The following is a 26,145-nucleotide window of genomic DNA, read 5'->3' as shown; positions in this document are numbered from 1 at the left end:
TCCATGGCCTACCCGTAGGTTGACCGCATGGCCGACGTGAACTCATCGTCTCGCCTCCCACTGGGGATGTCACCGGTGTGGCTGGTCCTCGTCGGCATCGCCTCGGTGCAGCTGGGCGCGAGCTTCGCCAAGTCGATCTTCGACGAGATCGCGCCCACCACGATGGTGTGGCTGCGCCTGGCCTCCAGCGTGCTGGTGCTCGCCCTGGTGGTGCGTCCCCGGGTCCGCGGTCGCAGCCGGCGTGACTGGGCGGTGGTCGTCGCGTTCGGGCTCAGCCTGGGACTGATGAACTGGGCCATCTACCAGTCCTTCGCGCGGATCCCGCTCGGCGTCGCGGTCACGATCGAGTTCATCGGCCCGCTCAGCCTCGCGGTCCTCGGCTCCCGGCGCGCACGAGACCTCGTGTGGGTCGCGCTGGCCGGGCTCGGCGTGGCGCTCCTGGGCTTCGACGGCGCCGACCTGACCTGGGCCGGGGTCGGCTTCGCGCTCCTGGCCGGCGGCGCGTGGGCGGCCTACATCCTGTTGAGCGCGGAGACCGGGCGGCACTGGGAGGGCGTCGACGGCCTGGTGCTGGCCAGCCTCGTGGCGGCCCTGCTGCTGATGCCCTTCGCGGTCGGGGTCGGCGGCACCGACCTGCTCGACCCGCGCATCCTGCTCATCGGCGCCGCCGTCGGCCTGCTGTCCTCGGTGATCCCCTACAGCTGCGAGCTGGTGGCGCTGCGCCGCCTGCGCCCGGCCGTCTTCGGCATCCTGATGAGCCTCGAGCCGGCCGCGGCCGCCCTGGCCGGGATCGTCGTGCTCGGCGAGCTGCTCGGAGCGGTGCAGTACGCCGCCGTCGCGTGCGTGGTGCTGGCGAGCATCGGCGCGACCCGCTCCCAGCGGCGGCCGGTCACCCTGATCGACTGACCTGGGTGTTCACGCACCTGTCACGCCGCGGGCTCCCCCGGGCAACGGAAGCGTCCTACTGTCGGGGGTTCCTCGACCTCCTGGAGCCCCCCTCGTGCTGATCGCTCGCCTCGTCCTGCCGGTCCTCGACCTCGCCGGCGCTGCCCGCCGTTGGCCGGTGGACTCGCAGCGCGGCGCCCAGCGCAACGCCATGGTGGCCTGCACCGCCACGACGCGGCGTCGGGTCGAGCGGCAGGAGGTCGAGGACTACCTCGAGCGTCTCGAGGCCCGGCGCGACTCCTTCGAGCAGGACCAGGCGCACCACCACTGATCCGCGGCCGCTGCGCCGGTGGGGCACAATCTGCGCATGCCGACCTCCGAGGCCCGCACCAGCACCTCGCCCTCGCTCGCGTTCCGTGACGTGCTCTCCGACGACGGCACCCGGCTGCGCGCCTGGACCAACGACCCCGACCAGACCATGAGCGGCCCGACAGTGGTGCTCTGCAACGGCCTGGGCACCAGCCCCTACGCCTGGCCCGCGCTGCTGCGTCCCGACTGCGGCGTGCGTGTCGTGTCCTGGTACCACCGCGGTGTCGGCGGCTCCGACCGGCCGCTGGACCGCAAGCACTGCGGCATCGCCGACATCGTCGACGACGGCCTCTCGGTCATGGACGCCTTCGGGATCGACCGGGCGGTGCTGATGGGCTGGTCGATGGGCGTGAACGCCATGTTCGAGCTGGCCCTGCACCACCCCGAGCGGGTCAGCGGCCTGTTCGCCGTCGCGGGCGTGCCGGGCGACACCTTCGCCACGATGCTGGCCCCGCTGCGCCTGCCCCGCCCGGTGGTCCGCACGCTCACCGTCACCCTCGCGCACGCCGCCAAGCACGCCGGGTCCGCGCTGACCCCGATCTCCACCCGCCTGCCCGTGGGCCGGCGCACCATCGCGGCGCTGAGCCACACCGGGTTCATGCTGCCGGTCAGCGAGCCCGACATGGCGGCGAGGGCGGTCCGCGAGTTCCTCACCACGCCACTGGACTGGTACTTCCACCTGGCGCTGCGCACCTCCCAGCACTCGCGGGTCTCGCTGCGCCGGATCCGGGTGCCCGCCGCCTTCGTCGCCGGCACCTGGGACGTCCTGGCCGGCGCCCGCGACATGGCCAGCGCCGCCGCCCGCCTGCCGGACGCCACCTTCCACGAGCTCCCGGGCAGCCACTTCCTGTCCCTGGAGCGTCCTGACGAGCTGCACGCCCTGCTGCTCGACTTCCTCGAGCGCGTCGGGTGAACCGGCGCCTGGTCGCCGTCCTCACCGGCTGCGCGCTCAGCGTGCCGCTGCTGTCCGGCTGCCTCGAGGAGGGCAACACGACCGACGTGCGGATGATCGAGACGACCCCGAGCGGTACGCCGCTGCCGACCACCCCGACGCCGTCCCCGGACCCGACGGGCTCCTCGCCGTCCCCCCAGGCTCCAACGTCCGACCCGCGGCTGCTCGACACCGTGGCGACCGGTCTCGAGGTCCCCTGGGGGCTGGACTTCATGCCCGACGGCGATGCCGTGGTGACCGAGCGCGACAGCGGCCGGGTGCTGCTGCTGCGGGGCGAGGAGCACCGTGTCGTCGAGGCCGGCACCGTCGACGAGGCCGCCCCCGAGGGCGAGGCGGGGCTGCTCGGCGTGGCGGTCTCCCCCGACTTCGAGGAGGACCGGCTGCTCTACCTCTACGTCAGCACCGCCGAGGACAACCGCGTGGTGCGGGCCCGGCTGCGCGGCACCCGGCTCGGCGAGACGGAGCCGGTGCTGACCGGCATCCCCAACGGGTTCATCCACGACGGGGGTCGTCTCGAGTTCGGCCCCGACGGCTTCCTCTACGTCTCCACCGGCGACGCGGGCGAGCCCTCGCGGGCGCCGGACCCCGACAGCCTCGGCGGGAAGATCCTGCGGATCACCGCCGGCGGCGACCCCGCGCCCGGCAACCCGGAGCCCGACAGCCCGGTCTTCTCGTCGGGGCACCGCAACGTGCAGGGCCTGGCCTTCGTCGCTGACCGGTTGTGGGCCTCGGAGTTCGGCTCCGACGAGGCCGACGAGCTCAACCTCGTCGAGGGCGGCGAGGACCACGGCTGGCCCGAGGTCGAGGGCACCGGCGGGACCGAGCAGGGCTACACCGATCCGCAGCTGACCTGGGAGACCGGCGAGGCCTCCCCGTCGGGGCTGGCGTTCGCAGCCGGTCACCTGTGGCTCGCGGCGCTCCAGGGCGAGCGGTTGTGGCGCGTCGAGGTCGACCGCGACGGGGCCACGGCCAGCGAGCCGACGGCGTACTTCGTCGGGGAGCACGGTCGGATGCGCACCGTGGCCGAGGCGCCCGACGGGTCGCTGTGGGTGACCACCAGCAACCGCGACGGCCGGGGCTCCCCTGACGCCGACGACGACCGGATCCTCAGGATCCGTCCCTGACCGGGACCGGGGCAGGGGCGCTCACCCGCCCGGTCACCGTGGCCCGGCGGGCCGCGCGGCGCAGGACGGCGAGGATCGAGGGCCCGAGCAGCACGATGGCGACGGTGTTCGTCACCGCGCGCAGCGTGTCCCAGCCCCCGGTCGAGGTCAGCAGCGTGTAGATCAGGAAGCGGTGCAGGTTCTCCAGCACCGGCGCCCCGGCGACGTAGGTCAGGTCCCCCTCGTGCCCGGGCACCGCGACACCGAGCAGGAACGGCCAGCCCGACAGGTTCATCAGGGCCCCGAAGAGGTACGCCGCGACGATGCCGTAGACCACCAGCAACGCGATCTCGGCGCGTCCGTGAACCCGACGGGGCAGCAGCCCGGCCCCCATGCCGACCCACGCCGCGACCAGCATTTGGTACGGCAGCCAGGGCCCCACCCCGGCGGTGACCAGGGCCGAGGCGAAGAGGCTGGTGCAGCCGAGCACGAAGCCGAACCCGGCACCGAAGACGCGGCCGCCGAGCACGAGCAGGAAGAAGACCAGCTCCACGCCGGCGATGCCCGGCGAGACGGCGCGGGCCAGCGCATTGACGGCGCTGAGCACACCCAGCACCGCGAGCACCCGGGCATCGAGGCCGCCCTCGCTGACCTCGGCCAGCACGACGGCCACGACCACGGGCAGCAGCGCCAGGAACAGGAACGGCGGGTCCACCCGGGTGCCCTCGGGCACCCGGAGCAGCAGCGGCCAGGCCAGCATCATCAGCCCGGCCAGCGAGGCCAGGGACAGCACGAGCGCCGAGCGGCGGCTCAGGGGGACGGCCCTGGTGCCGGCGCTCACACCGGCTCCAGGGCGGCGACGACCTCGTCGACGCGCAGCCACGGCGACCCCAGGATCTTGGTGACCTGCGGGGCGAAGGCGGGCGACTCGATCGCGACCCGGCGGGCCGGACCGGAGGAGACGACCTCGCCCTCGGCCAGCACCACGGCGTCGTCGGCGCCCAGGGCCACGAACTCGACGTCGTGGGTGGCCACGAGGACCGCGTGCCCGTCGGCGGCCAGCGCGCGCAGCACCCGGGACAGCTCACGCTTCGCGGCGTAGTCCAGACCCCGGGTCGGTTCGTCGAGGAGCACCACCGTCGGTCGCGCGGCGACGACCAGCGCGAGCGCGAGCGCCAGCCGCTGCCCCTCGGAGAGGTCGCGGGGGTGGCCCTCGTCGCCGATGCCCGGCACCAGCCGGTCCAGCAGCGCGCGACAGGCGCCCGGAGAGCCCTCGGGGTCCCCGGCGGCGAGCTCCTCGCCGACCGTCTCGAGGTAGAGCAGGTCCGCGGCGTTCTGGGGCAGCAGCCCGACCAGCGCCCGCCGGGCGGTCGCACCCAGCGCCGCGGGGTCGGTCCCGGCGACGGCGACGCTGCCGGCGTACCGCCGACCGGTGCCCTGCAGCGCCCACAGCAGGGACGACTTGCCTGACCCGTTGCGCCCCATCAGCGCGGTGACCCGCCCCGGCGGCAGGTGCAGGTCGACCTCGCGGACCGCGACGGTGGCGCCGTGGACGACGGTGACGCCGCGCGCGAGGAGCCCGGCGCCACGGGGCGCCTCGACCACCACCGCCTCCTCGGGTACGCCGTTCAGCCGGGGTCGCAGGTCGCGCGCGAGCCGGCGCGCCTCGCGGACGCTGAGCGGGAGCGGCGACCAGCCGGCGGCGCGCCCCAGCTCGACGATGGGCGGGGCCACCGGCGAGGTGCGCAGCAGCTCGGCGGGCTCCCCCACCAGCAGCCGGCCGTCCCCGGGCAGCAGGCACATGGTGTCGGCGAAGGGCACCACCCGCTCGAGCCGGTGCTCGGCCAGCAGCACCGAGACACCCAGGTCGTGCACGAGCCGGGTGAGGGTGGCCAGCACCTCCTCGGCAGCGGTCGGGTCGAGCGCGGAGGTCGGCTCGTCGAGCACGAGCAGGCGCGGGTGCATCGTCAGCACCGCGCCGATGGCGACCCGCTGCTGCTGCCCGCCCGACAGGCTGCGCAGGTCGCGGGCGCGCAGGTCGGCGATGCCGAGCAGGTCGAGGGTCTCCTCGACGCGGCGGCGCATCGTCGCGGCGGGCAGGCCCAGCTGCTCCATGCCGTAGGCGAGCTCCTCCTCGACGGTGTCGGTGACGAACCCGCGGGCCGGGTCCTGCCCGACGTAGCCGATGGCGTGGGCGCGCTCGCGGGGCGGGGTGCGCACGATGCTGGCGCCGTCGAGCAGCACGTCACCGTCCAGCGTGCCGCCGGAGAAGCGGGGCACCAGGCCGGTCACGACCCCCAGGAGCGTGGACTTGCCGACCCCGGTGGGGCCGGAGACGAGCACCAGCTCGCCCTCCCCGACCGCCAGGTCGACCCGGTCGAGGACCGGCGCCTGCTCGGGGTCGTAGGCGAAGCTGATGCCCCGCAGCTCGATCATGCGGCCACCGCCGGAGCAGGGACCTGGGCAGTCGGGGCGGTCGGGGCGGCGGGCGCGGCCAGGCCACCGGCGAGCGCCAGTGCGGCCCCGAGGAGCACAGCCAGGCTGACGGTCGGGACCGCGTCGAGCGGCGGGTGGGCGATGTCGAGCTGGGCGCGTCCGACCCACAGGCCAGCGGCCCCGGCCCCGACGCCGGCCACGGCGACGACGACCTCGGGCCAGCGCCACCGGTCCGGGCGGTAGCGGGTGCGCTCGACCCGGCGACCGGCGCTCGCCAGGCCGGCGAAGGCCAGCAGGACGCCGAGGGCGAGCATCGGCAGGGCCAGCACCCGCGGCGCGGTGCTGTCGAGGACGGCGTAGGTGCCCACGCAGACCCCGATCAGCCCGCTGACCATCAGGGTCCCGGTGAGCAGGCGGGCGCTGCGGGACTGCTCCGGGCTGCGCCCGTAGCCGCGGGCGTCCATCCCGGCCGCCATCGCCAGCGAGCGGTCGAGGGCGTCCTCCAGGACCGGAACCAGCGACCGTCTCACGAGCCCCGTGCGGCTGCTGGCCCCTGCGCGCAGGCCCTGCGCGGCTCGGACCCGGCGCACCGAGTCGGCGAGCTGGGGCAGCACGGTCACCGCGACCACGAGGGCGGTGCCGATCTCGTAGAGCGCCGGCGGCACCGAGCGCAGCAGCCGCTTGGGGTTGGCCAGGGAGTTGGCGGCACCGATGCAGATCACGATGGTGGCCAGCCGCATCCCGTCGTAGAGACCGGCGAGCAGGGCCTGCGAGCTGAGCGGCCCGAGCAGCACGATGCCGGCCGCGAGGTCGGGCAGCGGGATCTCGGGCAGGTCCAGCAGCACCGGGCCGGCGGCGTACCCGCCTCCGAGCAGGATGCGGAACAGCACCCGGATCACCACGATCGCCAGGCCCAGCCACAGGTAGAGGCGGAACGAGCCCGCCCACGGCTGGTCGGAGCGGCGGGCCGCCACGACCAGCGCCGCGGTGCCGACGAGCAGGAGCAGGCTCAGCGGGTTGCTGGTCGCCGAGGCGGCGGCGGCCAGCCCGATCGCCCAGACCCACCAGGCGACGGGGTGCAGGTCGCGGGGCAGCCTGGCGTTGCCGCCGCTCATGGGGCGCCCGCCCCGCCCGCGGGGGCGACGTCGCCCTCCTCGTCGTCCCAGACCATGGCGACGGACCCACCGACGGGGACCTCGAGCTGGTCCACGCCGAGCGTCGAGTACGTCCACCCGGTCGCGTCGTCGGCCCACCACACGCCCCAGTAGGCGTCGGCGGGAGCCGCGGTCACGCACGGGTCGTCGGCCGGGACGCCGTCGACGCGGCACACGAAGCCCGGCACGGTGCGCGCGGTGGTGAGCTCGACGCCGGCCTCGAGCAGCAGCTCGCTCGCCACGGCCGCGTCGCTGGCGACGCAGCTGGACAGGTCGGGTCGATCGGGACCGCCGAGGTCGCGGTACTCGACCACCACCGCGATCTCGGTGTCGGGGTCGCAGCCCGGCAGTGCCGTGGCGCCCGCCTCGCAGCGGGTCGGTCGCAGGTGCTCCAGGGCGGGTGCCGCCTGCGCGGTCGCCCGTCGCCACTGGTCGCGCTCGCGGGTGGTGATGCGGCCCGAGGCGGGCAGGGCGTCCAGAGCGGGCGGCGCGTAGGCGACGGCGCCCGCCTCGGGCTCCCCTGCCGGCACCTGGAGGTCGCCCAGCGACTGGGCGGCCTGCTGCGCCGGGTCGCAGGAGCCGAGCCTGCCGAACACCCAGCCGGCGAGCCCGGTCGCGTTGGCACTGCCCGGCAGGCTGCCGTCGGCCCGCTGCTGCTCGAGCAGCCACGACTGCGCGCCGTCCACGGCGTCGAGCACCTCGTCCGTGGGGTCCCGGATCTCCAGGAGCGCCAGCACCACGAGCGCGGTCGCGTCGACCTCCGGGGTGGCTGCGTCCGCGGCGCAGGACTGGTCCCGCGCGGTCTTGTCCTCGGTGAGCAGGAGCCGGAACCCGCCGCCCTCGCACTGCTGCTCGAGCAGGTACGCCGTCACCGGCGCGGCCAGCGGCGACCCGGCCTCGGTGAGGGCGTGCGCGCCGAAGGCCTGGCCGATGGTGTTGGCGAAGTCGCCCGCCGCGGAGCGGTCCTCGAAGCGACCGGCCGAGACGGGCCGGGTGCTCACGAGGCCCTCGAGCCGCTCGAGCAGGTCCACCCCGCCGAACGAGCCCGGGTCGGCGCCGGTACGGGTCGCGAACGAGGCCAGCTTGGCCACGGAGCCCGAGTAGAGGTCCTTCGTGCCGCCGCGGGTGTAGGCGTCGACCTCGCCCGCGAGCGCGTCGCTGATCTCCTCGACGGTGGCGTCGTGGCCGCCCTGGGCGTGCAGCGCCAGGGCCACGTCGATGCTCAGTCCGTGGTCGTCGATGTCGTACTGGTCGTTGTGCACCAGCCCGTCGGTGAGCTGGGCGGTCAACCAGTCGGCGGCCAGGCCGGGCTCGACGGCCTCCGGGGCGCTCGTCGGCGGGCCCTGGGACTCGTCGGGGTCGTCGGTGCCGCTCGGCCACAGCAGCACCGCTGCGACCACCACGGTCGCGGCCGCGACGAGGGCGGCGAGACGGGTCCTCCAGCTCTGCACGGGGGTCCTCTCCGCTGCACGCGGCGGCGACCCTGGGGAGCGGGGACGTCACCGCTGTGGCCTCGACAGCGTGTGATCGGTACGCCCACGTGGGTGCTCCGGCTCACCGCCTCGAGGCGGCCTACGGTTGCGGGTCAGCGCCGGACTTCGACCGGCTTCCCCCAGCGTGCGCGGTGGGTGGTTGGTCCCAGGAGCATACCGCCGCCGGCACCCGACGGCGGCATGCGTCCCTCAGGGCCGGCGGCGACGGCGTACGACGGCCACGCCGGCCAGGGCGAGCCCCAGCACGCCCAGCAGCGCCGGTGCGACCCAGGTCGGCAGGCCGGCATCGTCGGTCGGTGCCGCGGCCGGCTCGCTGCCGGTCAGGTCGTCGTCTACGGAGGAGGCGGTCGATCCCGCGGTCGGCGTCGGGGACGGGGCCCGCTCCGACTTCTCGGACCTGCCCTTGTCGGCCTGGCCCTTGCCGGCCTTCCCCTTCCTGCTCCCGTCCTTCTCCCCCGCGCTGCCCGACGAGGTGGACCCGCTGGTGCCGGTCTCGTCCTCCTCCTCCACGGCGCCCGTGGACGCCGCCGGGGCGCTCGGGGCCGGGCCGGTCGCGCCGGTCGGTGCCGGGGCGCTCGTCGTCGGCTCCGGGGAGGGTGCCGGTGCCGGCTTCGGCTTGGTCGGCGGCGGCGTACCGGGTGCGACCTGACCCTCCTGGTCGTCCCAGGCGAACGCGACCGAGCCGCCCTCGGGGATCTTCAGCTGGTCGACGCCCAGGCTCGCGTAGCTCCAGCTGCCCGAGGAGCCGTCCGACCACCACAACGACCAGTAGGCGTCGGCGGGCGAGGCGTTGACGCAGGGGTCGTCGGCCGGGACGGCCTCGACCCGGCAGACGAAGCCGGGCTGGTTGCGGGCCCGGGTCAGGTCGACCCCGGCCGCGCTGAGGACGGTGGCCGCGCTGCTGCCGCCCCTGTCGGTCACGCAGCCGGTGCGGTCGGCGCCGCCGAGGCTGTTGAAGTCGACGACCACCGAGATGCCCCCGGCGCCGGAGCACGTCGCCGCCTCGGCGCCCGACGCGCCGACCACCAGCGGCACCGCACCCGCCCCGGCCACGACGAGCGCGGCCGCGGCGGTGCGCAGCACCGGCATCAGGCCTTGCACTGCTTCTTGCGCAGGTTGTCCAGCGCGGGCGCTGCCTGGGCGGTGGCGCGGCGGAACTGGTCGCGGGTCGTGACCTCGATGCCGTCCTTCCTGCCGGTCAGGAGGGCCTTGCGGTCGTAGGCGATGACGCCCTTGTCCGCCGACAGCGCCTTGTCCTTACTCCCCGCCTGCTGCTTCTGCACCCAGCGGGCCGCCTTCTGGGCCTTGCCGCAGCGTCCGGTCTCGCCGAGCGCCCAGCCGGCGAGGCCGGTGCTGTTCGCGTTGCTGCCGGCGTAGCCGTCGTCGAAGCTGCCGCCCTTGCGCTGCTGGGCGGCTAGCCACGCCGAGCCCCGCTCCACGGCGTCCTGCACCTGCGCCGAGGGGTTCTCGAGCGCGTCGAGGCTGATCAGCACGAGTGCCGTGACGTCGGCGCCCTGGTCGGGCTTGCCGGCGTCACGCGGGTCGCCGTCGCAGGTCTGGTCGACCGAGTCCTTGCGGGAGAACCCGAGCCGGAAGTAGCCGGCCTCGCACTGCTGGTCCAGCAGGAACGACGTCACCGGGGCGGCCGCGTCGGAGCCCACCGCGTCCAGCGCCTGGGCCGCGAAGGCCTGGCCGATGGTGTTGGCGTAGTCGTCGGAGGTGGTGACGTCCTGGAGGCGACCCGTGGTCGGGGCCTCGGTGGAGACCAGGCCCTCCAGCCGCTCGACGAGGTCGACGCCGCCGAAGGAGGCGGGGTCACCGTCCGTCCGGGCCACGAACGAGGTCAGCTTGGCGGTGGCGCCGGCGTACACGTCGCCCGAGCCCCAGTCGACACCGGTGGTGTAGCTGTCGACCCCGCCGGCGAGCGCGTCGCGGATCGCGGTGACCGTGCCGCCCCGACGCTCCTGGGCGTGCAGGGCCAGCCCGACGTCGACGCTCAGGCCGTAGTCGGTGAAGTCGTACTGGTCGTTGTGGACCAGGCCGTCGGTGAGCTGGCCCGAGAGCCAGCGCGAGGCCTGCTTCTGGTCCCGGACCGGGCCGGCGACGGCCGGCGTGGTGGTGGCGACGAGCGCCAGGGCGGCGGTGGTGGCGACGAGCGCCACCCCACGGGTGAGTCGGAGCGACATGAGGGTGCCTTTCCGCTGCGCAGGCAGCGGCGGCGACCCCGCACGCGGCGAGGACGTCACCGCTGCGGTCCTCGACAGCGTGTGATCGGTACGCGACACGTGGGTGCTCCGGCTCACCGCTCGAAGGCGGTCTACGGTTGCGGGTCAGCGCCGGGCTTCGACCGGCTTCCCCCTGCGTGGGCGTGCGTATGGAGTTGGTGTGCGGAGCGTACCGCCGCCGGTGACCGGCGGCGGCACGGGTGCCTCAGGCCAGCTTCTCGACGATGAGCTCGCGCACGCGGCCGGCATCGGCCTGGCCGCGCATCTCCTTCATCACCGCGCCGATGAGGGCGCCCGCCGCGGCGACCTTGCCGTCGCGGATCTTCTGGGCGACGTCGGGGTTGGCGGCGATCGCGTTGTCGACCGCCGCGCCCAGCGCACCCTCGTCGGAGACGATCGCGAGCCCGCGGGCGGCCACCACCTCGTCGGGGCTGCCCTCCCCCGCCAGCAGGCCGTCGAAGACCTGCCGCGCCAGCTTGTCGTTGAGCGAGCCCTCGTCGACCAGGGCCTGCACGCGGGCCACGTCGAGCGGGGAGACGCCGAGATCGGTGATGTCGGCGCCGGAGTCGTTGGCGCGGCGCGCCATCTCCCCCAGCCACCACTTGCGGGCGGCCTGCGGCGTGCACCCGGCCGCGACGGTCTCCTCCACGAGGCCGAACGCACCGGCTCCGACGGTGTCGCGCATCTCGAGGTCGGTGAAGCCCCACGCGGTCTGCAGCCGGGCCCGCTTCTGGGTCGGGTTCTCGGGCAGGGTGGCGCGCAGCTCCTCGACCCACTCGCGCGAGGGAGCCACGGGGACCAGGTCGGGCTCCGGGAAGTAGCGGTAGTCGTCGGCGTCGGACTTCTCGCGGCCGCTGGTGGTGACCCCGGTGTCCTCGTGCCAGTGCCGGGTCTCCTGCAGGATCGACCCGCCGGCCTGCAGGATGCCCGCGTGGCGCTGCATCTCGTAGCGCACCGCGCGCTCCACGGAGCGGAACGAGTTGACGTTCTTGGTCTCGGTGCGGGTGCCGAGCACCTCGCTGCCCTTCGGGGCGAGCGAGAGGTTCACGTCGGCGCGCAGGTTGCCCTGGTCCATCCGGGCCTCGGAGACGCCGAGGGCCACGATGAGCTCGCGCAGCTGCTGGACGTAGGCGCGGGCCACGGCCGGCGCCTTCTCCCCCATGCCGGTGATCGGCTTGGTGACGATCTCGATCAGGGGGATGCCGGCGCGGTTGTAGTCGACCAGCGAGTAGTCCGCGCCGTGGATGCGACCCGTCGAGCCGCCCACGTGCAGCGACTTGCCGGTGTCCTCCTCCATGTGGGCGCGCTCGATCTCGACGCGGAAGGTCTCCCCGTCGACCTCGACGTCCATCCAGCCCTCGAACGCGATCGGCTCGTCGTACTGGCTGGTCTGGAAGTTCTTCGGCATGTCGGGGTAGAAGTAGTTCTTGCGCGCGAAGCGGCACCACTCGGCGATCTCGCAGTGCAGCGCCAGTCCGATGCGCATCGCCGACTCGACGGCGACCCGGTTCACCGCCGGCATCGCTCCGGGCAGGCCCAGGCAGGTCGGGCAGACCTGCGTGTTCGGCTCCGCACCGAACTCGGTCGGGCAGCCGCAGAACATCTTCGTGGCGGTGTTCAGCTCGACGTGCACCTCGAGCCCCAGGGCGGGGTCGAACGCGGCGAGCACGTCGTCGAGCGGCACGAGCTTCTCGGCGGCACTCATCGGGCTGCTCCTTCCAGGGTGGGGGCCTTGTCGAGCAGCGGACCGCCCCAGATCGCTTCCAGCGCGGCCTCGAGGGCCGCACCGACGCGGTAGAGCCGGTCATCGGCCAGCGCCGGGGCCAGCACCTGGAAGCCGGTCGGGAGACCGTCCTCCTCGGCGAGGCCGCTGGGCACCGAGATGCCCGGGACGCCCGCCAGGTTGGCGGGGATGGTCGCGAGGTCGTTGAGGTACATCGCCAACGGGTCGTCGAGCTTCTCGCCGAGCTTGAAGGCCGTGGTGGGCGAGGTCGGGCTGACCAGCACGTCGACCTGCTCGAAGGCAGCGGCGAAGTCCTGCGAGATCAGGGTGCGCACCCGCTGGGCGGTGCCGTAGTAGGCGTCGTAGTAGCCGCTGGAGAGTGCGTAGGTGCCCAGGATGATGCGGCGCTTGACCTCGTCGCCGAACCCGGCGTCGCGGGTCGCGCGCATGACCTCCTCGGCCGACGGCGACTCCACGCCCTCGGGCAGCACCCGCAGGCCGTAGCGCATCGCGTCGAACTTGGCGAGGTTGGAGGACGCCTCGCACGGCATCACCAGGTAGTAGGTGGCCAGCGCGTGCACGAAGTTCGGGCACGACACCTCGACGACCTCGGCGCCGGCGGCGACCAGCAGGTCGACCGACTCGTTGAAGCGGGCGAGCACCCCGGACTGGTAGCCCTCACCGGACAGCTCGGTGATGACGCCGACCTTGAGGCCGGACAGGTCCCCCGTCGCGCCCTGGCGGGCGGCCTCGACCAGCGGCGGCAGCGGCTGGTCGACGGAGGTGGAGTCGAGCGGGTCGTGCCCGCCGATGATCTCGTGCAGCAGCGCGGCGTCGAGCACGGTGCGGGTGACCGGACCGACCTGATCCAGCGAGTTGGCCATCGCGACCAGCCCGTAGCGGGAGACGCCGCCGTACGTCGGCTTCACGCCCACGGTGCCGGTGACGGCGCCGGGCTGGCGGATCGAGCCGCCGGTGTCGGTGCCGAGCGCCAGCGGCGCCTGGAACGAGGCGACCGCGGCCGCGGAGCCGCCGCCGGAGCCGCCGGGGATCCGCTCGAGGTCCCACGGGTTGTGCGTGGGGCCGTAGGCGGAGTGCTCGGTGGAGGAGCCCATCGCGAACTCGTCCATGTTGGTCTTGCCCAGGATCGGCAGACCGGCCGCCTTCAGGCGCGCCACGACCGTGGCGTCGTACGGCGGGATCCAGCCCTCGAGGATCTTCGAGCCGCAGGTGGTCGGCAGCCCGGTGGTGGTCAGCACGTCCTTGACCGCGATCGGGACCCCGTCGAGCGCGGAGGCGGGGGTGCCGGCGGCACGGCGGGCGTCGGACTCGGCGGCCGCGGCCAGCGCGCCCTCGGCGTCGACGTGGAGGTAGGCGTGCACGGCGCCGTCGACGAGCTCGGTCGCGGCCAGGGCGGCGCGGGTGAGCTCGACCGAGGTCGTCTCCCCGGCGGCCAGGGCGCGGGCCATCTCGTCGGCGCTGGCCCGGGTCAGGTCGATGCTCACTGCTCGTCCCCCAGGATCCGCGGCACCATGAAGCGCTGCTGCTCGGAGGCCGGGGCGGCGGCGAGCGCCTCCTCGGCGCTCAGGCCGGGCCTGACGACGTCCTCGCGGAACACGTTCGTCAGCGGCAGCGGGTGCGACGTCGGCGGCACGTCAGTGCCGGCCACGTCGCGGATCGATGCGACCGACTCGAGAATGACCGACAGCTGGGGTGCCAGGTGGTCGAGCTCGTGGTCGGACAGGTCGATCCGGGCCAGGGTCGCGAGGTGGGCGACCTCGTCTCGGGAGATCTCGGGCATGGGGCCATCCTAGGAGGCAGGCTGCCGGTCACCCGACCGGGTGGCTCTGCTGGGAAAGCACCACCGTGCGGGCTTCTTCCTTACGATGGCCCCGGTACCAGCCGGTGCCGACACCCCCAGGAGGCCCCGTGACGGCGATGACGCGTGAGCGCCCTGCCCGTCTGCTGGCCGACTCCCGCTCCGCCGAGCCCCGCGCCCGCCTCGCCCAGGCCGTCAGCCGCGCCGAGTTCCTGCTGCGGCTCTCCCGCACCGTCTCCGCGGTGCAGAACCCGGACCGCGGGCTCGCGGCCCTCGTCGACCTGCTGCTCGACGAGGTCGTCGACGTGGCCCAGGTGGTGGTCCGCTCCGGACCGCACCACCTCGTGTGCAGCGGGACCCACCGTGCCGAGCCGGTCTCTGCGCGACGCCCGTTGGCCGACCCGCTGCCCGAGGACCTGGGGGCCACGTTGGACACCGGTCTCTCGACGGAGGTCGTGCTGCCGCGCTCCGGCCCGACCCGGCTCGCGGCCCTGCGGTCCCTCCTGGTCGACGAGGACCTCGTCGCGCAGGTGGCCGCCAGCGAGGTCGAGCTGCTGGCGGTGCTGCCGCTCACGGCCCGCGGGCGCACCCTGGGAGCGCTGGTCGTCGGCCGCGACCGCGGCGGTGACTTCTCCGGCTCCCACGCCTTCCTCGGGGACCTGACCGACCGCGTCGCCGTCGGGCTCGACGCGACCCTGCTCGTGGCCGAGAGCCGCTACGTCGCCGACGTGCTGCGCCGCTCCCTGAAGCCGGCCCGCCTGCCCGAGGTCCCCGGCCTGCAGATCCACAGCCACGTCCGCGTCGCCCACGAGGCACAGGCCGTGGGCGGCGACTTCCTCGACGTCCTGCGCGTCCCCGGGGAGCCCGACGACCTCCTGGTGCTGTGCGGCGACGTCACCGGCAAGGGTGTGGAGGCCGCCGTGCACGCCAAGCGCATCCGCAACGCCGTGCGCACCGCGTCGCTGGTGCACCAGGACCCCGGCAGCATCCTGGCGCTCACCAACCGGGTGCTGGTGACCGAGGCCGACCAGGACGAGGTCTTCAGCGAGCGGCTGGCCACCGCGGTGTGCGGCCGCCTGCAGCGCCACGGCGACGACCTCGACGTGGTGCTGGCCGGCGCCGGGCACCCCGACTCCCTCGTGCTGCGTGCCACCGGCGGGGTCGAGGCCATCGCTGGTGAGGGCGTGGCCCTCGGGCTCATCGCCGACGCGGACTTCCCCGCTGCGACCACCACGCTGCACCGCGGCGACAGCCTGGTCCTCTACACCGACGGGGTCACCGAGGCGCGCGGGGTCACCGACTTCTTCGGCCAGGACCGGCTCGAGTCCGTCCTCGCCGCTGTGGCGGGCATGTCCGCCGCCGCCGTCGTCGAGGCCGTGGCCCTCGCCGTCTCGGACCACCTCGGGGAGCGCGCCCACGACGACATCGCCCTGCTCGTGCTGCACAACGACGGCGCGGAGCCTGCGTGACCCCGGTCCGGGCCGAGGTCGAGCCCGCCGACCGCGAGGACTACTGGCGCGCGGTGTCCGACGCCGACACCGCCGCCGCGCACGCCGTGGCGCAACGGGTGCTCGACCGCGGCACCAGCGTCGAGGACCTCCTCGAGCACGTCGTCGTCGACGCCCAGCGCCGGGTCGGTGAGCTGTGGGCCTCCCACCGGTGGAGCGTGGCGCGCGAGCACGCCGCGACCGCGGTCTCGGAGGCGGTCGTGCACCGGGTCGCCGACGGGTTGCCCGCCGGGGCCGGACCGCTGCTGCTCGTGGCCTGCGTGGAGCGGGAGTGGCACGCGATGCCCGCCCTGGTGCTCACCACCGTGCTGAGGGCGCGAGGGCTGGGCGCCGAGTACTCCGGCGCCGCCACCTCCCGCGACGACCTGGTCTCCGCCATCCTCGACCGCGGGCCTCGCGCGGTGCTGCTCAGCGCGTCGCTCTCGTCCTCCCTGTCCCGGCTGCGGCGCCAGGTGGAGGCGGTGCGGGGCACCGGCACCCCCGTGGTGGTCGGTGGGCGGGCCTTCGACAGCGGCGGGGTCCGGGCGCGCCGGCTCGGCGCGACGGCGTACGCCGCCTCCCCCGCCGAGGCGCTGGCGCTGCTGCCGACGCTGCCGCGCCACGTCGACGCCGCCCCTCCCCTGGGCCACCGGGGCGCGACCGAGGCGCGGACCGTGCAGGCGCGGGCCGACGCCATCGCGCGCGACGTGCTGGCCGCCCTCGACCTCGGCAGCCTGGCGCTGTCCCCCGACGACTGGCGGGTCGTGCTGGCCACGCACACCCCCCACGTCGTGGACTCCCTCGTCGGAGCGCTGCTGTGCGACGACGTCTCGGTGCTCTCCGAGACCCGAGCCTGGTTGCGCGACGTCCTGACCGGTCGCGGCGGCGACCCCGCCAGCGTCGACCAGGTGTGGGATGCGTTGGCCCACCAGCTGCGAGACTTCCCCGTCGCGCTGTCCATGCTCGAAGCCTGATCGCACCGCGGCGCAACCGAATCGGGGCTCGCCGCATCTCTTCGGGTGTGAGCTTCCGGGAGATCCCATGACACGCCCCCCGACCGACGCGCAGTTCAGCGAGATGGTGCACGCCAGCTGGCCAGCGCTCTACCGCACCGCCTACCTCCTCCTCGGCGACGCCGCCGAGGCCGAGGACCTGGTGCAGACAGCCCTGACCAAGACCTACGCGACCTGGTCGAAGGTGCGTTCCGTCGACGCGGCGCCCGGCTACGCGCGCACCGTCCTGGTCAACACCGCGGCCTCGTGGTTCCGCAAGAGGTCCTGGCGCAACGAGCGGCCCACCGAGGTGCTGCCCGAGGCGGGGACGCACACCGACGAGGCACTGCGCCCGACCCTGCTCGACGCCCTCACCCGGCTCGCCCCGCGCCAGCGGGCGGTGGTGGTGCTGCGCTACTACGAGGACATGAGCGTGGCCCAGACCGCTGCTGCTCTCGACATCAACGAGGGCACCGTCAAGAGCCAGACCTCGCACGCCCTGGAGCGCCTGCGCGCGCTCCTGGGCGAGGACCTCCTCACGACCACCACCACGACCACCGGAGGAACCCATGACTGACCCTCTCGCCACCCTGCTGCAGCGCGAGGCGGCCGACCTCGACGTGCCCACGGCACCGGCGGCCTCGATCCTCGTGGCGGGGCGTCGCGCCCGGCGTCGCCGCCAGGGCGCGACCGTGGCCGGATCGGGCCTCTTCGCCCTGGTCGCGGTCGCGGGCGTCGCGCTGGGCCTCGCCGCCCTGGGCGGCGACGACCCGGCCGGCCGGCAGCGGGGCGTGGACCCCGCCACCGCGGCGTACCTCGACCACGGCGTGTTCGCGACCGGTTCGACGATCCACCTCGGCGACGGCTCCACTGCCGAGGTGGCGGAGAAGGTCAAGGTGCTCTACTACACCTCGGCCGGTCCGTTGGTGCGCACCGGCCTGGTGAGCCACACCGACGACGACGGCCCGTCCCACTACACGCTGGTGCGTCCCGACGCGACGCAGTCGACCCTCGACCTCGACCTCGGCGACCGGATCCCCGCCACCGATCCGACGCAGCCGCTGCTGGCCTTCGCCGAGGCCGCCGGCGGGCCGCGGAGCTGGCAGGTCGTGGTGCTCGACGTGACCACGGGGCAGGAGCGGGCCCGGGTCGACGTCGAGGGCAGCCTGTCCGGCGGGTGGGAGGCCCCGCCGGTCGCGCTCGACGGGGACCTGGTCTACGTCAGCTTCGACGACGGAGCCACGACCGCGGTGGACTGGCGCCAGGGCGAGGTCGTGCCCTACTCCGGCGACGGCCCCGCCGTGGGCGGGCGCGTCGTCGAGACCGTCGACGACCAGGCACGGGTCGTGGACCTGGCCACCGGCGCGGTGCTCTACTCCGTGAGCACCGAGCGCTACCCCTACATCGACCTCTCCCCCGACGGCGAGCTCGCCAAGGTCGTCTTCCAGGACGAGCAGGAGGACGAGGGCTTCCTCGTCGTCGACCTCGACAGCGGCCGGACCACGACCATCACCGAGGCCCCGTGGGACTTCGGTTGGACCGCCGGCGGACACCTCTTCTCCGTCGACACCGAGGCGGGGACCACCACCACCTGCGCACCCGTGTCGGGCACGTGCGACGAGCAGGACGTGGCCGGGTCGGTGCAGGGGCCGCTGAAGCTGGCAGGGCTGTCCTACGAGTCCTGAGCGGGCCCCTGCTCCAGCAGCGCCTTGAAGCCGTCCTCGTCGAGGACCGGCACGCCGAGCTGCTCGGCCTTCTCGGCCTTGGAGCCGGCGTTGTCGCCGACCACGACGTAGTCGGTCTTCTTCGACACCGATCCCGCCGCCTTGCCGCCGCGGGCCAGGATCGCCTCCTTGGCGGAGTCGCGACTGAAGTCGACCAGGGAGCCGGTGACCACGATCGTGAGCCCCTCCAGGGTGCGCGGCACCGACTCGTCGCGCTCGTCCTGCATGGTGACCCCGGCCGCGTCCCACCGCTCGACGATCCTGCGGTGCCACTCGACGCCGAACCACTCGATGACGGCCTCGGCGATCGTGGGGCCGACCCCCTCCGCCGCCGCCAGCTGCTCCTCGGCGGCCTCGCGGATCCGCGCCATCGAGCCGAACTCCTGGGCCAGGGCGCGCGCCGCGGTCGGGCCGACGTGGCGGATCGACAACGCCACGAGCACCCGCCACAGCGGCACCTGCTTGGCCTGCTGCAGGTGGTCGAGCAGCCGCTGCCCGTTGGCTGAGAGCACCCGGCCGTCGGTCGCGGTGTCGGCCTCGGTCCTCTTGGCGGCGCGGGTGAACAGCTCGGTGCGCAGCAGGTCGTCGACGGTGAGGTCGAAGACGTCGCCCTCGTTGGTGATCACGCCGGCGTCGAGCAGCGCCGAGGCGGCCTCGTAGCCGAGTCCCTCGATGTCGAAGGCACCGCGACCCGCGACGTGGAAGACCCGCTCCCGCACCTGGGCGGGGCACTGCTCGTGGTTCGGGCAGCGCAGGTCCTTGTCGCCCTCCTTCTGCTCGGCCAGCTCTGTGCCGCAGGCGGGGCAGTGGGTGGGCATCACCCACGGCTCCAGGCCCTCGGGGCGCAGCGCCAGCACCGGCCCCAGGATCTCCGGGATCACGTCCCCCGCCTTGCGCAGGATCACCGTGTCGCCGGGGCGCACGTCCTTGCGGCGCACCTCGTGGGCGTTGTGCAGGGTGGCGTTCTCGACCGTCGAGCCGGCCACCCGGGTCGGCACCATGACGCCGTACGGCGTGACGCGGCCGGTGCGGCCCACGTTGACCCGGATGTCGAGCAGCTCGGTGTTGACCTCCTCGGGCGGGTACTTGAACGCGATCGCCCAGCGGGGCGCCCGGCTCGTGGAGCCGAGACGACGCTGGAGGCTGACGTCGTCGACCTTGACCACGACGCCGTCGATCTCGTGCTCCACGTCGTGGCGGTGCTCGCCGTGGTGGGCGACCAGCGCCTCGACCTCGCCCAGCGTGGCCAGCACCGTGGCCCGGGTGCTGGTGGGCAGGCCCCAGGCTCCCAGGGCGTCGTACGCCTGGGACTGGGAGCGGGGCTCGAAGCCGCGCCGGGCCCCGATGCCGTGGCAGACCATGCCCAGCGCGCGGGTCGCGGTGACCCGGGGGTCCTTTTGGCGCAGCGAGCCGGCGGCGGCGTTGCGGGGGTTGGCGAAGACCGGCTTGCCGGCCTCGGTCATCGCCTCGTTGAGACGCTCGAACGCGGCCACCGGCAGGAAGACCTCGCCGCGCACCTCGACGAGCTCGGGCACCGGGAACTGCTCGGTGCCGGTGAGCCGGTGCGGGATCGTGTCGATCGTCTTGACGTTGGGCGTGACGTCCTCGCCGGTGCGACCGTCGCCGCGGGTCAGGGCCCGCACCAGGCGCCCGTCCTCGTAGAGCAGGTTGATCGCGAGCCCGTCGACCTTCAGCTCGCACAGCAGCGCCGGGTCGTCCACGCCATCGCGGCGCAGCCGCTCGTGCCAGGCCTGCAGCTCCTCGAAGGAGAAGGCGTTGTCGAGGCTCTCCATCCGCTCCAGGTGGTCGACGGCCGTGAACTGCGTCGAGACCGCTCCCCCGACCTTCTGCGTCGGCGAGTCCGGGGTGCGCAGCTCGGGGTGGGCCTCCTCCAGCTCCTCCAGCCGGCGCACCCGGGCGTCGAAGTCGGCGTCGTCCACGGTGGGGCTGTCCAGCACGTAGTAGCGCCAGCGCGCGTCCTCCACCTCCTCCGCCAACCTGCGGTGCTCCTCGCGGGCCGCGTCTCCGGCCGGGGTGGGGTCGCTCATGGCAGACATCCTGCCCGTTGCCGGGGACACCCTCTCGGGGACCCCGCCCGACGCCGGGCGAGCCGATCCCCCGAGCGGGGAATACCCCGGCAGGCCTCCTGGTTGGGCTCCTTCGGAACGAAACCGTTCCGTTCCATCGAGCCGACAGGGGCAGCCATGACGACCACGGACGGCACCGTGCGTCCCCGCGTCCGGGGCGACCGGGAGCGCGAGGTCCTCGAGGCCGCTCTCGAGGTCCTCCTGGAGGACGGCTACGACCGGCTCACGATGGACGCGGTGGCCACCCGCGCCCGGGCCTCGAAGGCCACGCTCTACCGGCGCTGGACCAGCAAGGCCAGCCTCGTCGTCGACGCCCTGCGCCAGGCCAAGGGTCCCCTCGAGGTGCCCGACACCGGCTCGCTGCGCGGCGACCTGCACGCGCTCTACTGCGGGTCGGGCGGCCTCGGCGGCCCGACCGCGACCGCGACCCTGTCCAGCATCGTCACCGCGGTCGGGCACGACCCCGAGTTCGCCGCCGCCTTCCGCCGCGACGTCCTGGGCCCCAGGCTCGAGGCCTCGCACCTGGTGTGGGCTCGTGCACGTGCCCGGGGCGAGGTCCGCGACGACCTCGACCTCGAGCTCGTCGAGCCGGCTCTCGCCGCCATCGTGCTGCACCGGGCGGTGGTGCTGGGTCACGCACCCGACCCGGACACCGTCTCCCGCCTCATCGACCAGATCATCCTGCCCGCGGCGACGCCACCGCGTCCCGCTCACCGTGCACCGGAACAGAAGGAACACCCATGACCGACATCGTCGAACCGGCGACCCCGCCCGGCGGCCCCGCCACGGAACCGAGCGCCTCGACGCCGGTCGCGCACCTGGGCTGGGCCCTCGTGCTGATCTCCGTGGCCCAGCTGATGGTGGTGCTCGACGGCACCATCGTGAACATCGCCCTGCCCTACATCCAGGCCGACCTCGGCTTCAGCCAGGGCAACCTGCCCTGGGTGGTCACCGGCTACGCCCTCGCCTTCGGCGGCCTGCTGCTGCTGGGTGGGCGGCTGGGTGACCTCTACGGACGTCGCCGGGTCTTCGCCATCGGCCTGACGATCTTCGGCGTCGCCTCGCTGCTCGGTGGCCTCGCGACCAGCCCGGCGCTGCTGCTGTCCGCCCGCGGGCTCCAGGGCCTCGGTGCAGCGCTCGCCTCGCCCGCCGCACTGGCGTTGATCACGACGACGTTCCCCGCCGGACCGCAGCGCAACCGCGCCTTCGCCGTGTACGCCGCCATGTCGGGTGCCGGCGCCGCCGTCGGGCTGATCCTGGGCGGCTGGCTGACCGGACTGAGCCTCGACGTCCTCGGCGTCACCGTCGACGGGTGGCGCCTGACACTGCTGATCAACACCCCGATCGGCCTCGCGGCCGCGGCCCTCGCGCCGCGCATCCTCGCCGAGTCCGAGCGCCACACCGGCCAGCTCGACGTGCCCGGCGCCGTCACCGGCACGACCGGCCTGCTCGGCCTGGTCTACGGCCTCTCGCGCGCCGCCACCGACGGGTGGGGCGACACCTGGACGCTCGTGACGCTGCTGGGCGGCATCGCGGTCCTGGTCCTCTTCGGGGTCATCGAGTCGCGCACCGAGCGTCCGCTGCTGCCCTTCCGGGTCTTCCTGCACCGCACCCGCGCCGCGAGCTTCGTGGCGATGATGCTGCTGCCCGCGGCGATGTTCGCGATGTTCTTCTACCTCTCGCAGTACATCCAGAACGTGATGGGCTACACGCCCCTGCACGCCGGCTTCGCGTTCCTGCCGTTCTCGGGCGGGATCATCGTGGCCGCAGCGATCTCCTCCCAGCTGGTCAACCGCATCGATCCCCGGTACCTGGCCGGCACCGGCACCCTGATGGCCGCCGTCGCGCTCTTCGGCTTCTCGCGCATCCCCTCCGACACCACGGTGCCGCTCACCGACGTCACCGCCAGCTACGCCACCGACATCCTGCCGTTCATCGTGCTGATGAGCCTGGGCATGGGCGCCACCTTCGTGCCGGTCACGCTGACCGCGGTGCACCACCTGCGCACGGAGGACTCCGGCATCGGTTCGGGCGTGCTCAACACCATGCAGCAGGTCGGTGGCGCGCTGGGCCTGGCGACCCTGAGCACGGTGGCCACGCGGGTCATCACGGACCGGTCGACCGAGATCGCGGCTGCTGCCCAGCAGGCCCGGGTCCCGGTCGACGAGCTCACGCTGACCCACCAGGTCTTCACCGCCGGCTCGACCACGGCGTTCCTGGTCGGCGCCGGCATGGCCCTGGTCGGCTCGCTGGTGATCTGGCTGTTCCTCGACGTCAAGCACGAGGAGCTAGCGACCGACGGCCCCCCGGTCCACGCCGGGTGAGCTAGCCCAGGTTCGCCAGGTTGTCGGCCACGGTCCGGCTCAGCTGCAGGGCGCGGCGGGACCAGGCCGGCGAGGCGCCGGCGAGCCCGCAGGCGGGCGAGACGCCCAGGCCGCCGATGGTGGGGTCCAGGCCGAGCATGTCGAGCCAGCGCGCGACCCGCTCGGTCAGCCGGGTGTCGGCCACGGCGCTGTCGGGGCTGTCGGGGCCGCCGGGGCCGTGCGGGTCGGTGGCGGGGACGACGCCCAGCACCACCGTCTCGCCCGCTTCGAGAGCCTCGGCCAGCACGTCGTGGTCGGCGGCGGTGAGCCGATCGACGTCGACGAGCAGGCCGCGCACGCCCGCGCCGCGCAGCAACGACAGCGGCGTACCCGCGGCGCAGGAGTGCACCCACGCCTCGGCGTCCTCCGCCACGATCGCGGCGACGACCTGCTCGAGCAGCGCCGAGGCCTCCGGCGGGTGCACGGTGCGGTGCCGGCTGAAGCCCGAGGCCGTCGGCACCGCGCCGGCGAGCACCGAGGGCAGGGCGGGCTCGTCGAGCTGGACCACGAGGGAGGCGGCCGCCGGCATCCGGCGCCGTACGTCGCGGACGTGGGCGCGCACACCCTCGGCCAGTGCCTCGGCGAGGTCGCGGCGGGCCCCGTGGTCACCGAGGACGAGTGCTCCGCGCGGCTTCTCCACGGTGGCGGCCAGCGTCCACGGGCCGGTGACCTGCAGCTTGACGACCCCTGCGTACCCCTGACCCAGCTCCTCGAGGGCGTCGAGGTCCTGGGCGAGCAGGCTGCGGGTGCGGCGGTGGTCGATCCCGGGGCTCCCGGAGCCGCCGGTGAGCCGCCAGCCGGAGGGCTGGAGGTCGGCGTCGAGCCCCTCCACCACCGCCAGCGCGCGGCCGGTCATGGTGGCAGCGGGGCCGCGGCCGGGCATCTCGGGCACGTACGCGTGCTCGGCGAGCTCACCCAGCACCGTGCGCACCGCCTCGCGGTAGCCCTCGCCGCTGGTGTCGTCTCCGGGCATCGAGCCGATGCCGGTCGCGAGCACGCTCATCGATCTCCTCGGGTGGCGCTGATCGTGGCCGAGCCGACCACGCGGGTGCCGTCGTAGACCACGACCGCCTGCCCCGGCGCGATGCCGTACGCCGGCTCGAGCAGCTCGACCTCGACGCCGTCGCGCTCGGCGCCGGCGACCCGGACCCGGGCCGGGAGCTCGGAGCCGTGCGCGCGCAGCTGCACGCTGACCTCGGGACCGTCGAGCACCTCGGGCGGGGTGCCGCACCAGCGCGGCCGGACGCCGCTGAGCCGGTGCACCGCCAGCCGCTCGCGTGGGCCGACCCGCACGGTGCCGGTGACGGGCTCGATGTCGAGGACGAAGCGGGGCTTGCCGTCGGCAGCAGGGCGCCCGATCCGCAGTCCCTTGCGCTGGCCGATGGTGAAGGCGTACGTGCCCTCGTGGCGCCCGAGCTCCTCGCCGGTGGCGTCGTCGACGACGGCCCCCTCGTGGTTCGGCGCCCGCTCGCCCAGCTTCTCGCGCAACCAGCCGGCGTTGTCGCCGTCGGCGACGAAGCAGATGTCGTGGCTGTCGGGCTTGTCGGCGACGAGCAGCCCCCGCTGCGCGGCCTCGGCGCGCACGTCGGTCTTGGTGGACCCGCCGAGCGGGAACAGCGAGTGCCGCAGCTGGCGCTGGTCGAGGACCCCGAGCACGTAGGACTGGTCCTTGCCGTGGTCGAGGGCCCGGTGCATCTCGACGAGACCGTCCGCACCGGTGCGCAGCCGGGCGTAGTGCCCGGTCGCGACCGCGTCGAAGCCGAGCGCGAGCGCCTTGTCGAGCACCGCGGCGAACTTGATCTTCTCGTTGCAGCGCAGGCACGGGTTCGGGGTGCGTCCGGCGGCGTACTCGTCCATGAAGTCCTCGACGACGTCCTCGTGGAAGCGCTCCGACATGTCCCACACGTAGAACGGGATGCCGATGACGTCCGCAGCGCGCCGGGCGTCGTTGCTGTCCTCGATCGTGCAGCAGCCGCGGGCCCCCGAGCGGTACGACGCCGGGTTCCGGGACAGGGCGAGGTGGATGCCGGTGACGTCGTGACCGGCCTCGACGGCGCGGGCCGCGGCGACGGCCGAGTCGACCCCACCGGACATGGCAGCGAGGACGCGCATCAGAGCCGGACCCCCCGCGCCCGCTCGACGCAGGGCCCGATGGCCGCGACCAGCGCGTCGACGTCGGCCTCGCTGGAGGTGTGGCCCAGCGAGAAGCGCAGCGAGCTGCGCGCCGCCCGCTCACCGCGGCCCATCGCCAGCAGCACGTGGGAGGCCTGGGGCACTCCCGCCGAGCAGGCCGAGCCGGTGGAGCACTCGATGCCGCGGGTGTCGAGCAGCATCAGCAGCGAGTCGCCCTCACAGCCGGGGAAGGACAGGTGGACGTTGCCGGGCAGCCGCTCGGCCTCCCAGGTCTCGGGACCGGGGCCGTTGAGGACGGCGTCGGGCACCGCCGCGAGCACGCCGGCGACCAGGCGCTCGCGCAGCCCGGCCATCCGGGTCGCGTGCGCGGCCTGCGCCGCCACCGCCAGCTCGACCGCGGCGGCGAAGCCGGCGATCGCGGGGGTGTCGAGGGTCCCGCTGCGGATGTCGCGCTCCTGCCCGCCGCCGTGCACGAGCGGGACCACCGCGACCTCGCGTCGTACGACGAGGGCTCCGGCGCCGTGCGGGCCGCCGACCTTGTGCCCGGTCACCGTCATCGCGTCGACGCCGGAGGCGGCGAAGTCGACGGGCAGCACGCCCAGGGCCTGGACGGCGTCGGTGTGCACCGGGATGCCGTGCGGCGAGGTGACCGCGACCACGTCGGCGACGGGCTGGCGGGTGCCGACCTCGTTGTTGGCCCACATCACCGACACCAGGGCGACGCTCGTGGGGTCGCGCTCGATGCTCGCGCGCAGCGCGTCGACGTCGAGGCGCCCCTCGGCGTCGACCGGCAGGTGCTCGACCTCGGCGTCGCCCTGCTCGGCGAGCCAGTCGAGGGGGTCGAGCACGGCATGGTGCTCGACGGCGGTCGTCAGGACGCGCACCCGGCGCGGGTCCGCGGCGCGGCGCGCCCAGTAGATGCCCTTGACCGCCAGGTTGTCGGCCTCGGTGCCGCCCGAGGTGAGGACGACCTCGCCAGGGCGGCAGCCGAGGGCGTCGGCGATGGTCTCGCGCGACTCCTCGACGATGCGGCGGGCGCGACGACCGGAGGCGTGCAGCGAGCTCGGGTTGGCCGCGGCGGCCAGGTGGCGGGTCATGACGTCGAGGACCGCCGGCACCATGGGTGTCGTGGCGGCGTGGTCGAGGTAGACGGGCGTGCTCATGTGGGTGCCAGCCTACGGCGCAGGCCAGCGCCCGGAC

23 protein-coding genes are annotated in these 26,145 nt (G+C 74.3%); 10 read left to right on the top strand and 13 right to left on the bottom strand.

Annotated features, from left to right (window positions below; all coding sequences use genetic code 11):
• Positions 1-66: 66 nt before the first annotated feature.
• From I601_RS12025 to I601_RS12010, 4 genes are all read left to right on the top strand, one after another.
• Positions 67-906: an EamA family transporter gene (locus I601_RS12025; protein WP_237089625.1), complete on the top strand. Its 840-nt coding sequence runs from the start codon at positions 67-69 to the stop codon at positions 904-906.
• A gap of 94 nt (positions 907-1,000) precedes the next feature.
• The gene (locus tag I601_RS12020) at positions 1,001-1,216 is read left to right on the top strand and encodes a hypothetical protein (protein WP_068109953.1); all 216 of its coding nucleotides are present in this window, start codon (positions 1,001-1,003) and stop codon (positions 1,214-1,216) included.
• 36 nt (positions 1,217-1,252) lie between these two features.
• Positions 1,253-2,167 (top strand): alpha/beta fold hydrolase, encoded by a 915-nt coding sequence (locus I601_RS12015; protein WP_068109950.1) that lies wholly within the window; start codon positions 1,253-1,255, stop codon positions 2,165-2,167.
• Positions 2,164-3,330: a PQQ-dependent sugar dehydrogenase gene (locus tag I601_RS12010; protein ID WP_068109946.1), complete on the top strand. Its 1,167-nt coding sequence runs from the start codon at positions 2,164-2,166 to the stop codon at positions 3,328-3,330. Before I601_RS12015 ends, I601_RS12010 begins: the two co-directional genes overlap by 4 nt.
• Here I601_RS12010 and I601_RS12005 read toward each other — a convergent pair.
• The 9 genes from I601_RS12005 to gatC form a co-directional block, all read right to left on the bottom strand.
• Positions 3,314-4,072, bottom strand: coding sequence for an ECF transporter S component (locus I601_RS12005; RefSeq protein WP_084528103.1), 759 nt, complete (start codon positions 4,070-4,072; stop codon positions 3,314-3,316). The two genes, I601_RS12010 and I601_RS12005, sit on opposite strands and share 17 nt — an antisense overlap.
• 74 nt (positions 4,073-4,146) lie before the next feature.
• Positions 4,147-5,745: an ABC transporter ATP-binding protein gene (locus I601_RS12000; protein WP_068109942.1), complete on the bottom strand. Its 1,599-nt coding sequence runs from the start codon at positions 5,743-5,745 to the stop codon at positions 4,147-4,149.
• Positions 5,742-6,860 carry a CbiQ family ECF transporter T component gene (locus I601_RS11995; RefSeq protein WP_068109939.1) on the bottom strand — a complete coding sequence of 373 codons (1,119 nt, stop codon included), beginning with the start codon at positions 6,858-6,860 and terminating at the stop codon, positions 5,742-5,744. The genes I601_RS12000 and I601_RS11995 overlap by 4 nt, the downstream gene beginning before the upstream one ends.
• A complete protein-coding gene (locus I601_RS11990) occupies positions 6,857-8,350 on the bottom strand; it encodes a prenyltransferase/squalene oxidase repeat-containing protein (protein WP_068109936.1) in 1,494 nt (497 codons plus the stop codon). Before I601_RS11990 ends, I601_RS11995 begins: the two co-directional genes overlap by 4 nt.
• Positions 8,351-8,581: 231 nt before the next feature.
• The gene (locus I601_RS11985) at positions 8,582-9,481 is read right to left on the bottom strand and encodes a hypothetical protein (RefSeq protein ID WP_068109933.1); all 900 of its coding nucleotides are present in this window, start codon (positions 9,479-9,481) and stop codon (positions 8,582-8,584) included.
• On the bottom strand, positions 9,481-10,578 hold the full coding sequence (locus I601_RS11980) for a prenyltransferase/squalene oxidase repeat-containing protein (protein WP_068109929.1): 1,098 nt from the start codon (positions 10,576-10,578) through the stop codon (positions 9,481-9,483). Before I601_RS11980 ends, I601_RS11985 begins: the two co-directional genes overlap by 1 nt.
• Positions 10,579-10,822: 244 nt before the next feature.
• Positions 10,823-12,322 (bottom strand): Asp-tRNA(Asn)/Glu-tRNA(Gln) amidotransferase subunit GatB, encoded by a 1,500-nt coding sequence (gene gatB, locus I601_RS11975; protein WP_068109926.1) that lies wholly within the window; start codon positions 12,320-12,322, stop codon positions 10,823-10,825.
• On the bottom strand, positions 12,319-13,809 hold the full coding sequence (gatA, locus tag I601_RS11970; RefSeq protein ID WP_068114796.1) for an Asp-tRNA(Asn)/Glu-tRNA(Gln) amidotransferase subunit GatA: 1,491 nt from the start codon (positions 13,807-13,809) through the stop codon (positions 12,319-12,321). The genes gatB and gatA overlap by 4 nt, the downstream gene beginning before the upstream one ends.
• A gap of 32 nt (positions 13,810-13,841) precedes the next feature.
• Positions 13,842-14,141: an Asp-tRNA(Asn)/Glu-tRNA(Gln) amidotransferase subunit GatC gene (gatC, locus tag I601_RS11965; RefSeq protein WP_068109923.1), complete on the bottom strand. Its 300-nt coding sequence runs from the start codon at positions 14,139-14,141 to the stop codon at positions 13,842-13,844.
• A gap of 137 nt (positions 14,142-14,278) precedes the next feature.
• On the opposite strand from gatC, the gene I601_RS11960 reads away from it, so the two are divergent.
• The 4 genes from I601_RS11960 (at position 14,279) to I601_RS11945 (ending at position 18,323) form a co-directional block, all read left to right on the top strand.
• Positions 14,279-15,628, top strand: coding sequence for a PP2C family protein-serine/threonine phosphatase (locus tag I601_RS11960; protein ID WP_237089624.1), 1,350 nt, complete (start codon positions 14,279-14,281; stop codon positions 15,626-15,628).
• Complete coding sequence (locus I601_RS11955) at positions 15,625-16,620, top strand: cobalamin B12-binding domain-containing protein (RefSeq protein ID WP_068109915.1); 996 nt, start codon at positions 15,625-15,627, stop codon at positions 16,618-16,620. The genes I601_RS11960 and I601_RS11955 overlap by 4 nt, the downstream gene beginning before the upstream one ends.
• A 67-nt stretch (positions 16,621-16,687) precedes the next feature.
• Positions 16,688-17,215: a SigE family RNA polymerase sigma factor gene (locus I601_RS11950; protein ID WP_068109912.1), complete on the top strand. Its 528-nt coding sequence runs from the start codon at positions 16,688-16,690 to the stop codon at positions 17,213-17,215.
• A complete protein-coding gene (locus tag I601_RS11945; RefSeq protein ID WP_068109908.1) occupies positions 17,208-18,323 on the top strand; it encodes a PQQ-binding-like beta-propeller repeat protein in 1,116 nt (371 codons plus the stop codon). Before I601_RS11950 ends, I601_RS11945 begins: the two co-directional genes overlap by 8 nt.
• On the opposite strand, the gene ligA is transcribed toward I601_RS11945, so the two are convergent.
• Positions 18,311-20,410 (bottom strand): NAD-dependent DNA ligase LigA, encoded by a 2,100-nt coding sequence (gene ligA / locus I601_RS11940; protein ID WP_068109906.1) that lies wholly within the window; start codon positions 20,408-20,410, stop codon positions 18,311-18,313. The two genes, I601_RS11945 and ligA, sit on opposite strands and share 13 nt — an antisense overlap.
• Before the next feature lie 156 nt (positions 20,411-20,566).
• On the opposite strand from ligA, the gene I601_RS11935 reads away from it, so the two are divergent.
• Positions 20,567-21,193 carry a TetR/AcrR family transcriptional regulator gene (locus tag I601_RS11935; RefSeq protein WP_068109903.1) on the top strand — a complete coding sequence of 209 codons (627 nt, stop codon included), beginning with the start codon at positions 20,567-20,569 and terminating at the stop codon, positions 21,191-21,193.
• Positions 21,190-22,773: an MFS transporter gene (locus I601_RS11930; protein WP_068109900.1), complete on the top strand. Its 1,584-nt coding sequence runs from the start codon at positions 21,190-21,192 to the stop codon at positions 22,771-22,773. The genes I601_RS11935 and I601_RS11930 overlap by 4 nt, the downstream gene beginning before the upstream one ends.
• 1 nt (position 22,774) lies before the next feature.
• Here the strand turns inward: I601_RS11930 and I601_RS11925 are convergent, their stop codons facing one another.
• Genes I601_RS11925 through I601_RS11915 form a run of 3 tightly spaced genes read right to left on the bottom strand, consistent with a single transcriptional unit; the run spans position 22,775 to position 26,108 of the window.
• On the bottom strand, positions 22,775-23,815 hold the full coding sequence (locus tag I601_RS11925; protein WP_068109897.1) for a uroporphyrinogen decarboxylase/cobalamine-independent methonine synthase family protein: 1,041 nt from the start codon (positions 23,813-23,815) through the stop codon (positions 22,775-22,777).
• Complete coding sequence (mnmA, locus tag I601_RS11920) at positions 23,812-24,924, bottom strand: tRNA 2-thiouridine(34) synthase MnmA (protein ID WP_068109894.1); 1,113 nt, start codon at positions 24,922-24,924, stop codon at positions 23,812-23,814. The genes I601_RS11925 and mnmA overlap by 4 nt, the downstream gene beginning before the upstream one ends.
• A complete protein-coding gene (locus tag I601_RS11915) occupies positions 24,924-26,108 on the bottom strand; it encodes a cysteine desulfurase family protein (RefSeq protein ID WP_068109891.1) in 1,185 nt (394 codons plus the stop codon). The genes mnmA and I601_RS11915 overlap by 1 nt, the downstream gene beginning before the upstream one ends.
• Between the last annotated feature and the right edge of the window lie 37 nt (positions 26,109-26,145).

This window comes from Nocardioides dokdonensis FR1436 (assembly GCF_001653335.1).
GTDB classification, from domain to species: domain Bacteria; phylum Actinomycetota; class Actinomycetes; order Propionibacteriales; family Nocardioidaceae; genus Nocardioides; species Nocardioides dokdonensis.
The sequence above is the reverse complement of the archived record's forward strand: the minus strand, read 5'-3'. Positions and strand labels throughout refer to the sequence as shown.

What these genes read in the sequence shown, in the direction of transcription:
- I601_RS12005 (WP_084528103.1), bottom strand. Translation starts at nt 4,072, where the DNA reads ATGATGCTGGCCTGGCCGCTGCTGCTCCGGGTGCCCGAGGGCACCCGG.
- I601_RS11935 (WP_068109903.1), top strand. Translation starts at nt 20,567, where the DNA reads ATGACGACCACGGACGGCACCGTGCGTCCCCGCGTCCGGGGCGACCGG.
- I601_RS11945 (WP_068109908.1), top strand. Translation starts at nt 17,208, where the DNA reads ATGACTGACCCTCTCGCCACCCTGCTGCAGCGCGAGGCGGCCGACCTC.
- I601_RS11985 (WP_068109933.1), bottom strand. Translation starts at nt 9,481, where the DNA reads ATGCCGGTGCTGCGCACCGCCGCGGCCGCGCTCGTCGTGGCCGGGGCG.
- I601_RS12000 (WP_068109942.1), bottom strand. Translation starts at nt 5,745, where the DNA reads ATGATCGAGCTGCGGGGCATCAGCTTCGCCTACGACCCCGAGCAGGCG.
- mnmA (WP_068109894.1), bottom strand. Translation starts at nt 24,924, where the DNA reads ATGCGCGTCCTCGCTGCCATGTCCGGTGGGGTCGACTCGGCCGTCGCC.
- gatA (WP_068114796.1), bottom strand. Translation starts at nt 13,809, where the DNA reads ATGGCCCGCGCCCTGGCCGCCGGGGAGACGACCTCGGTCGAGCTCACC.
- gatC (WP_068109923.1), bottom strand. Translation starts at nt 14,141, where the DNA reads ATGCCCGAGATCTCCCGAGACGAGGTCGCCCACCTCGCGACCCTGGCC.
- I601_RS11980 (WP_068109929.1), bottom strand. Translation starts at nt 10,578, where the DNA reads ATGTCGCTCCGACTCACCCGTGGGGTGGCGCTCGTCGCCACCACCGCC.
- gatB (WP_068109926.1), bottom strand. Translation starts at nt 12,322, where the DNA reads ATGAGTGCCGCCGAGAAGCTCGTGCCGCTCGACGACGTGCTCGCCGCG.
- I601_RS11960 (WP_237089624.1), top strand. Translation starts at nt 14,279, where the DNA reads ATGACGCGTGAGCGCCCTGCCCGTCTGCTGGCCGACTCCCGCTCCGCC.
- ligA (WP_068109906.1), bottom strand. Translation starts at nt 20,410, where the DNA reads ATGAGCGACCCCACCCCGGCCGGAGACGCGGCCCGCGAGGAGCACCGC.
- I601_RS12025 (WP_237089625.1), top strand. Translation starts at nt 67, where the DNA reads ATGTCACCGGTGTGGCTGGTCCTCGTCGGCATCGCCTCGGTGCAGCTG.
- I601_RS11930 (WP_068109900.1), top strand. Translation starts at nt 21,190, where the DNA reads ATGACCGACATCGTCGAACCGGCGACCCCGCCCGGCGGCCCCGCCACG.
- I601_RS11925 (WP_068109897.1), bottom strand. Translation starts at nt 23,815, where the DNA reads ATGAGCGTGCTCGCGACCGGCATCGGCTCGATGCCCGGAGACGACACC.
- I601_RS11915 (WP_068109891.1), bottom strand. Translation starts at nt 26,108, where the DNA reads ATGAGCACGCCCGTCTACCTCGACCACGCCGCCACGACACCCATGGTG.
- I601_RS11995 (WP_068109939.1), bottom strand. Translation starts at nt 6,860, where the DNA reads ATGAGCGGCGGCAACGCCAGGCTGCCCCGCGACCTGCACCCCGTCGCC.
- I601_RS12015 (WP_068109950.1), top strand. Translation starts at nt 1,253, where the DNA reads ATGCCGACCTCCGAGGCCCGCACCAGCACCTCGCCCTCGCTCGCGTTC.
- I601_RS11950 (WP_068109912.1), top strand. Translation starts at nt 16,688, where the DNA reads ATGACACGCCCCCCGACCGACGCGCAGTTCAGCGAGATGGTGCACGCC.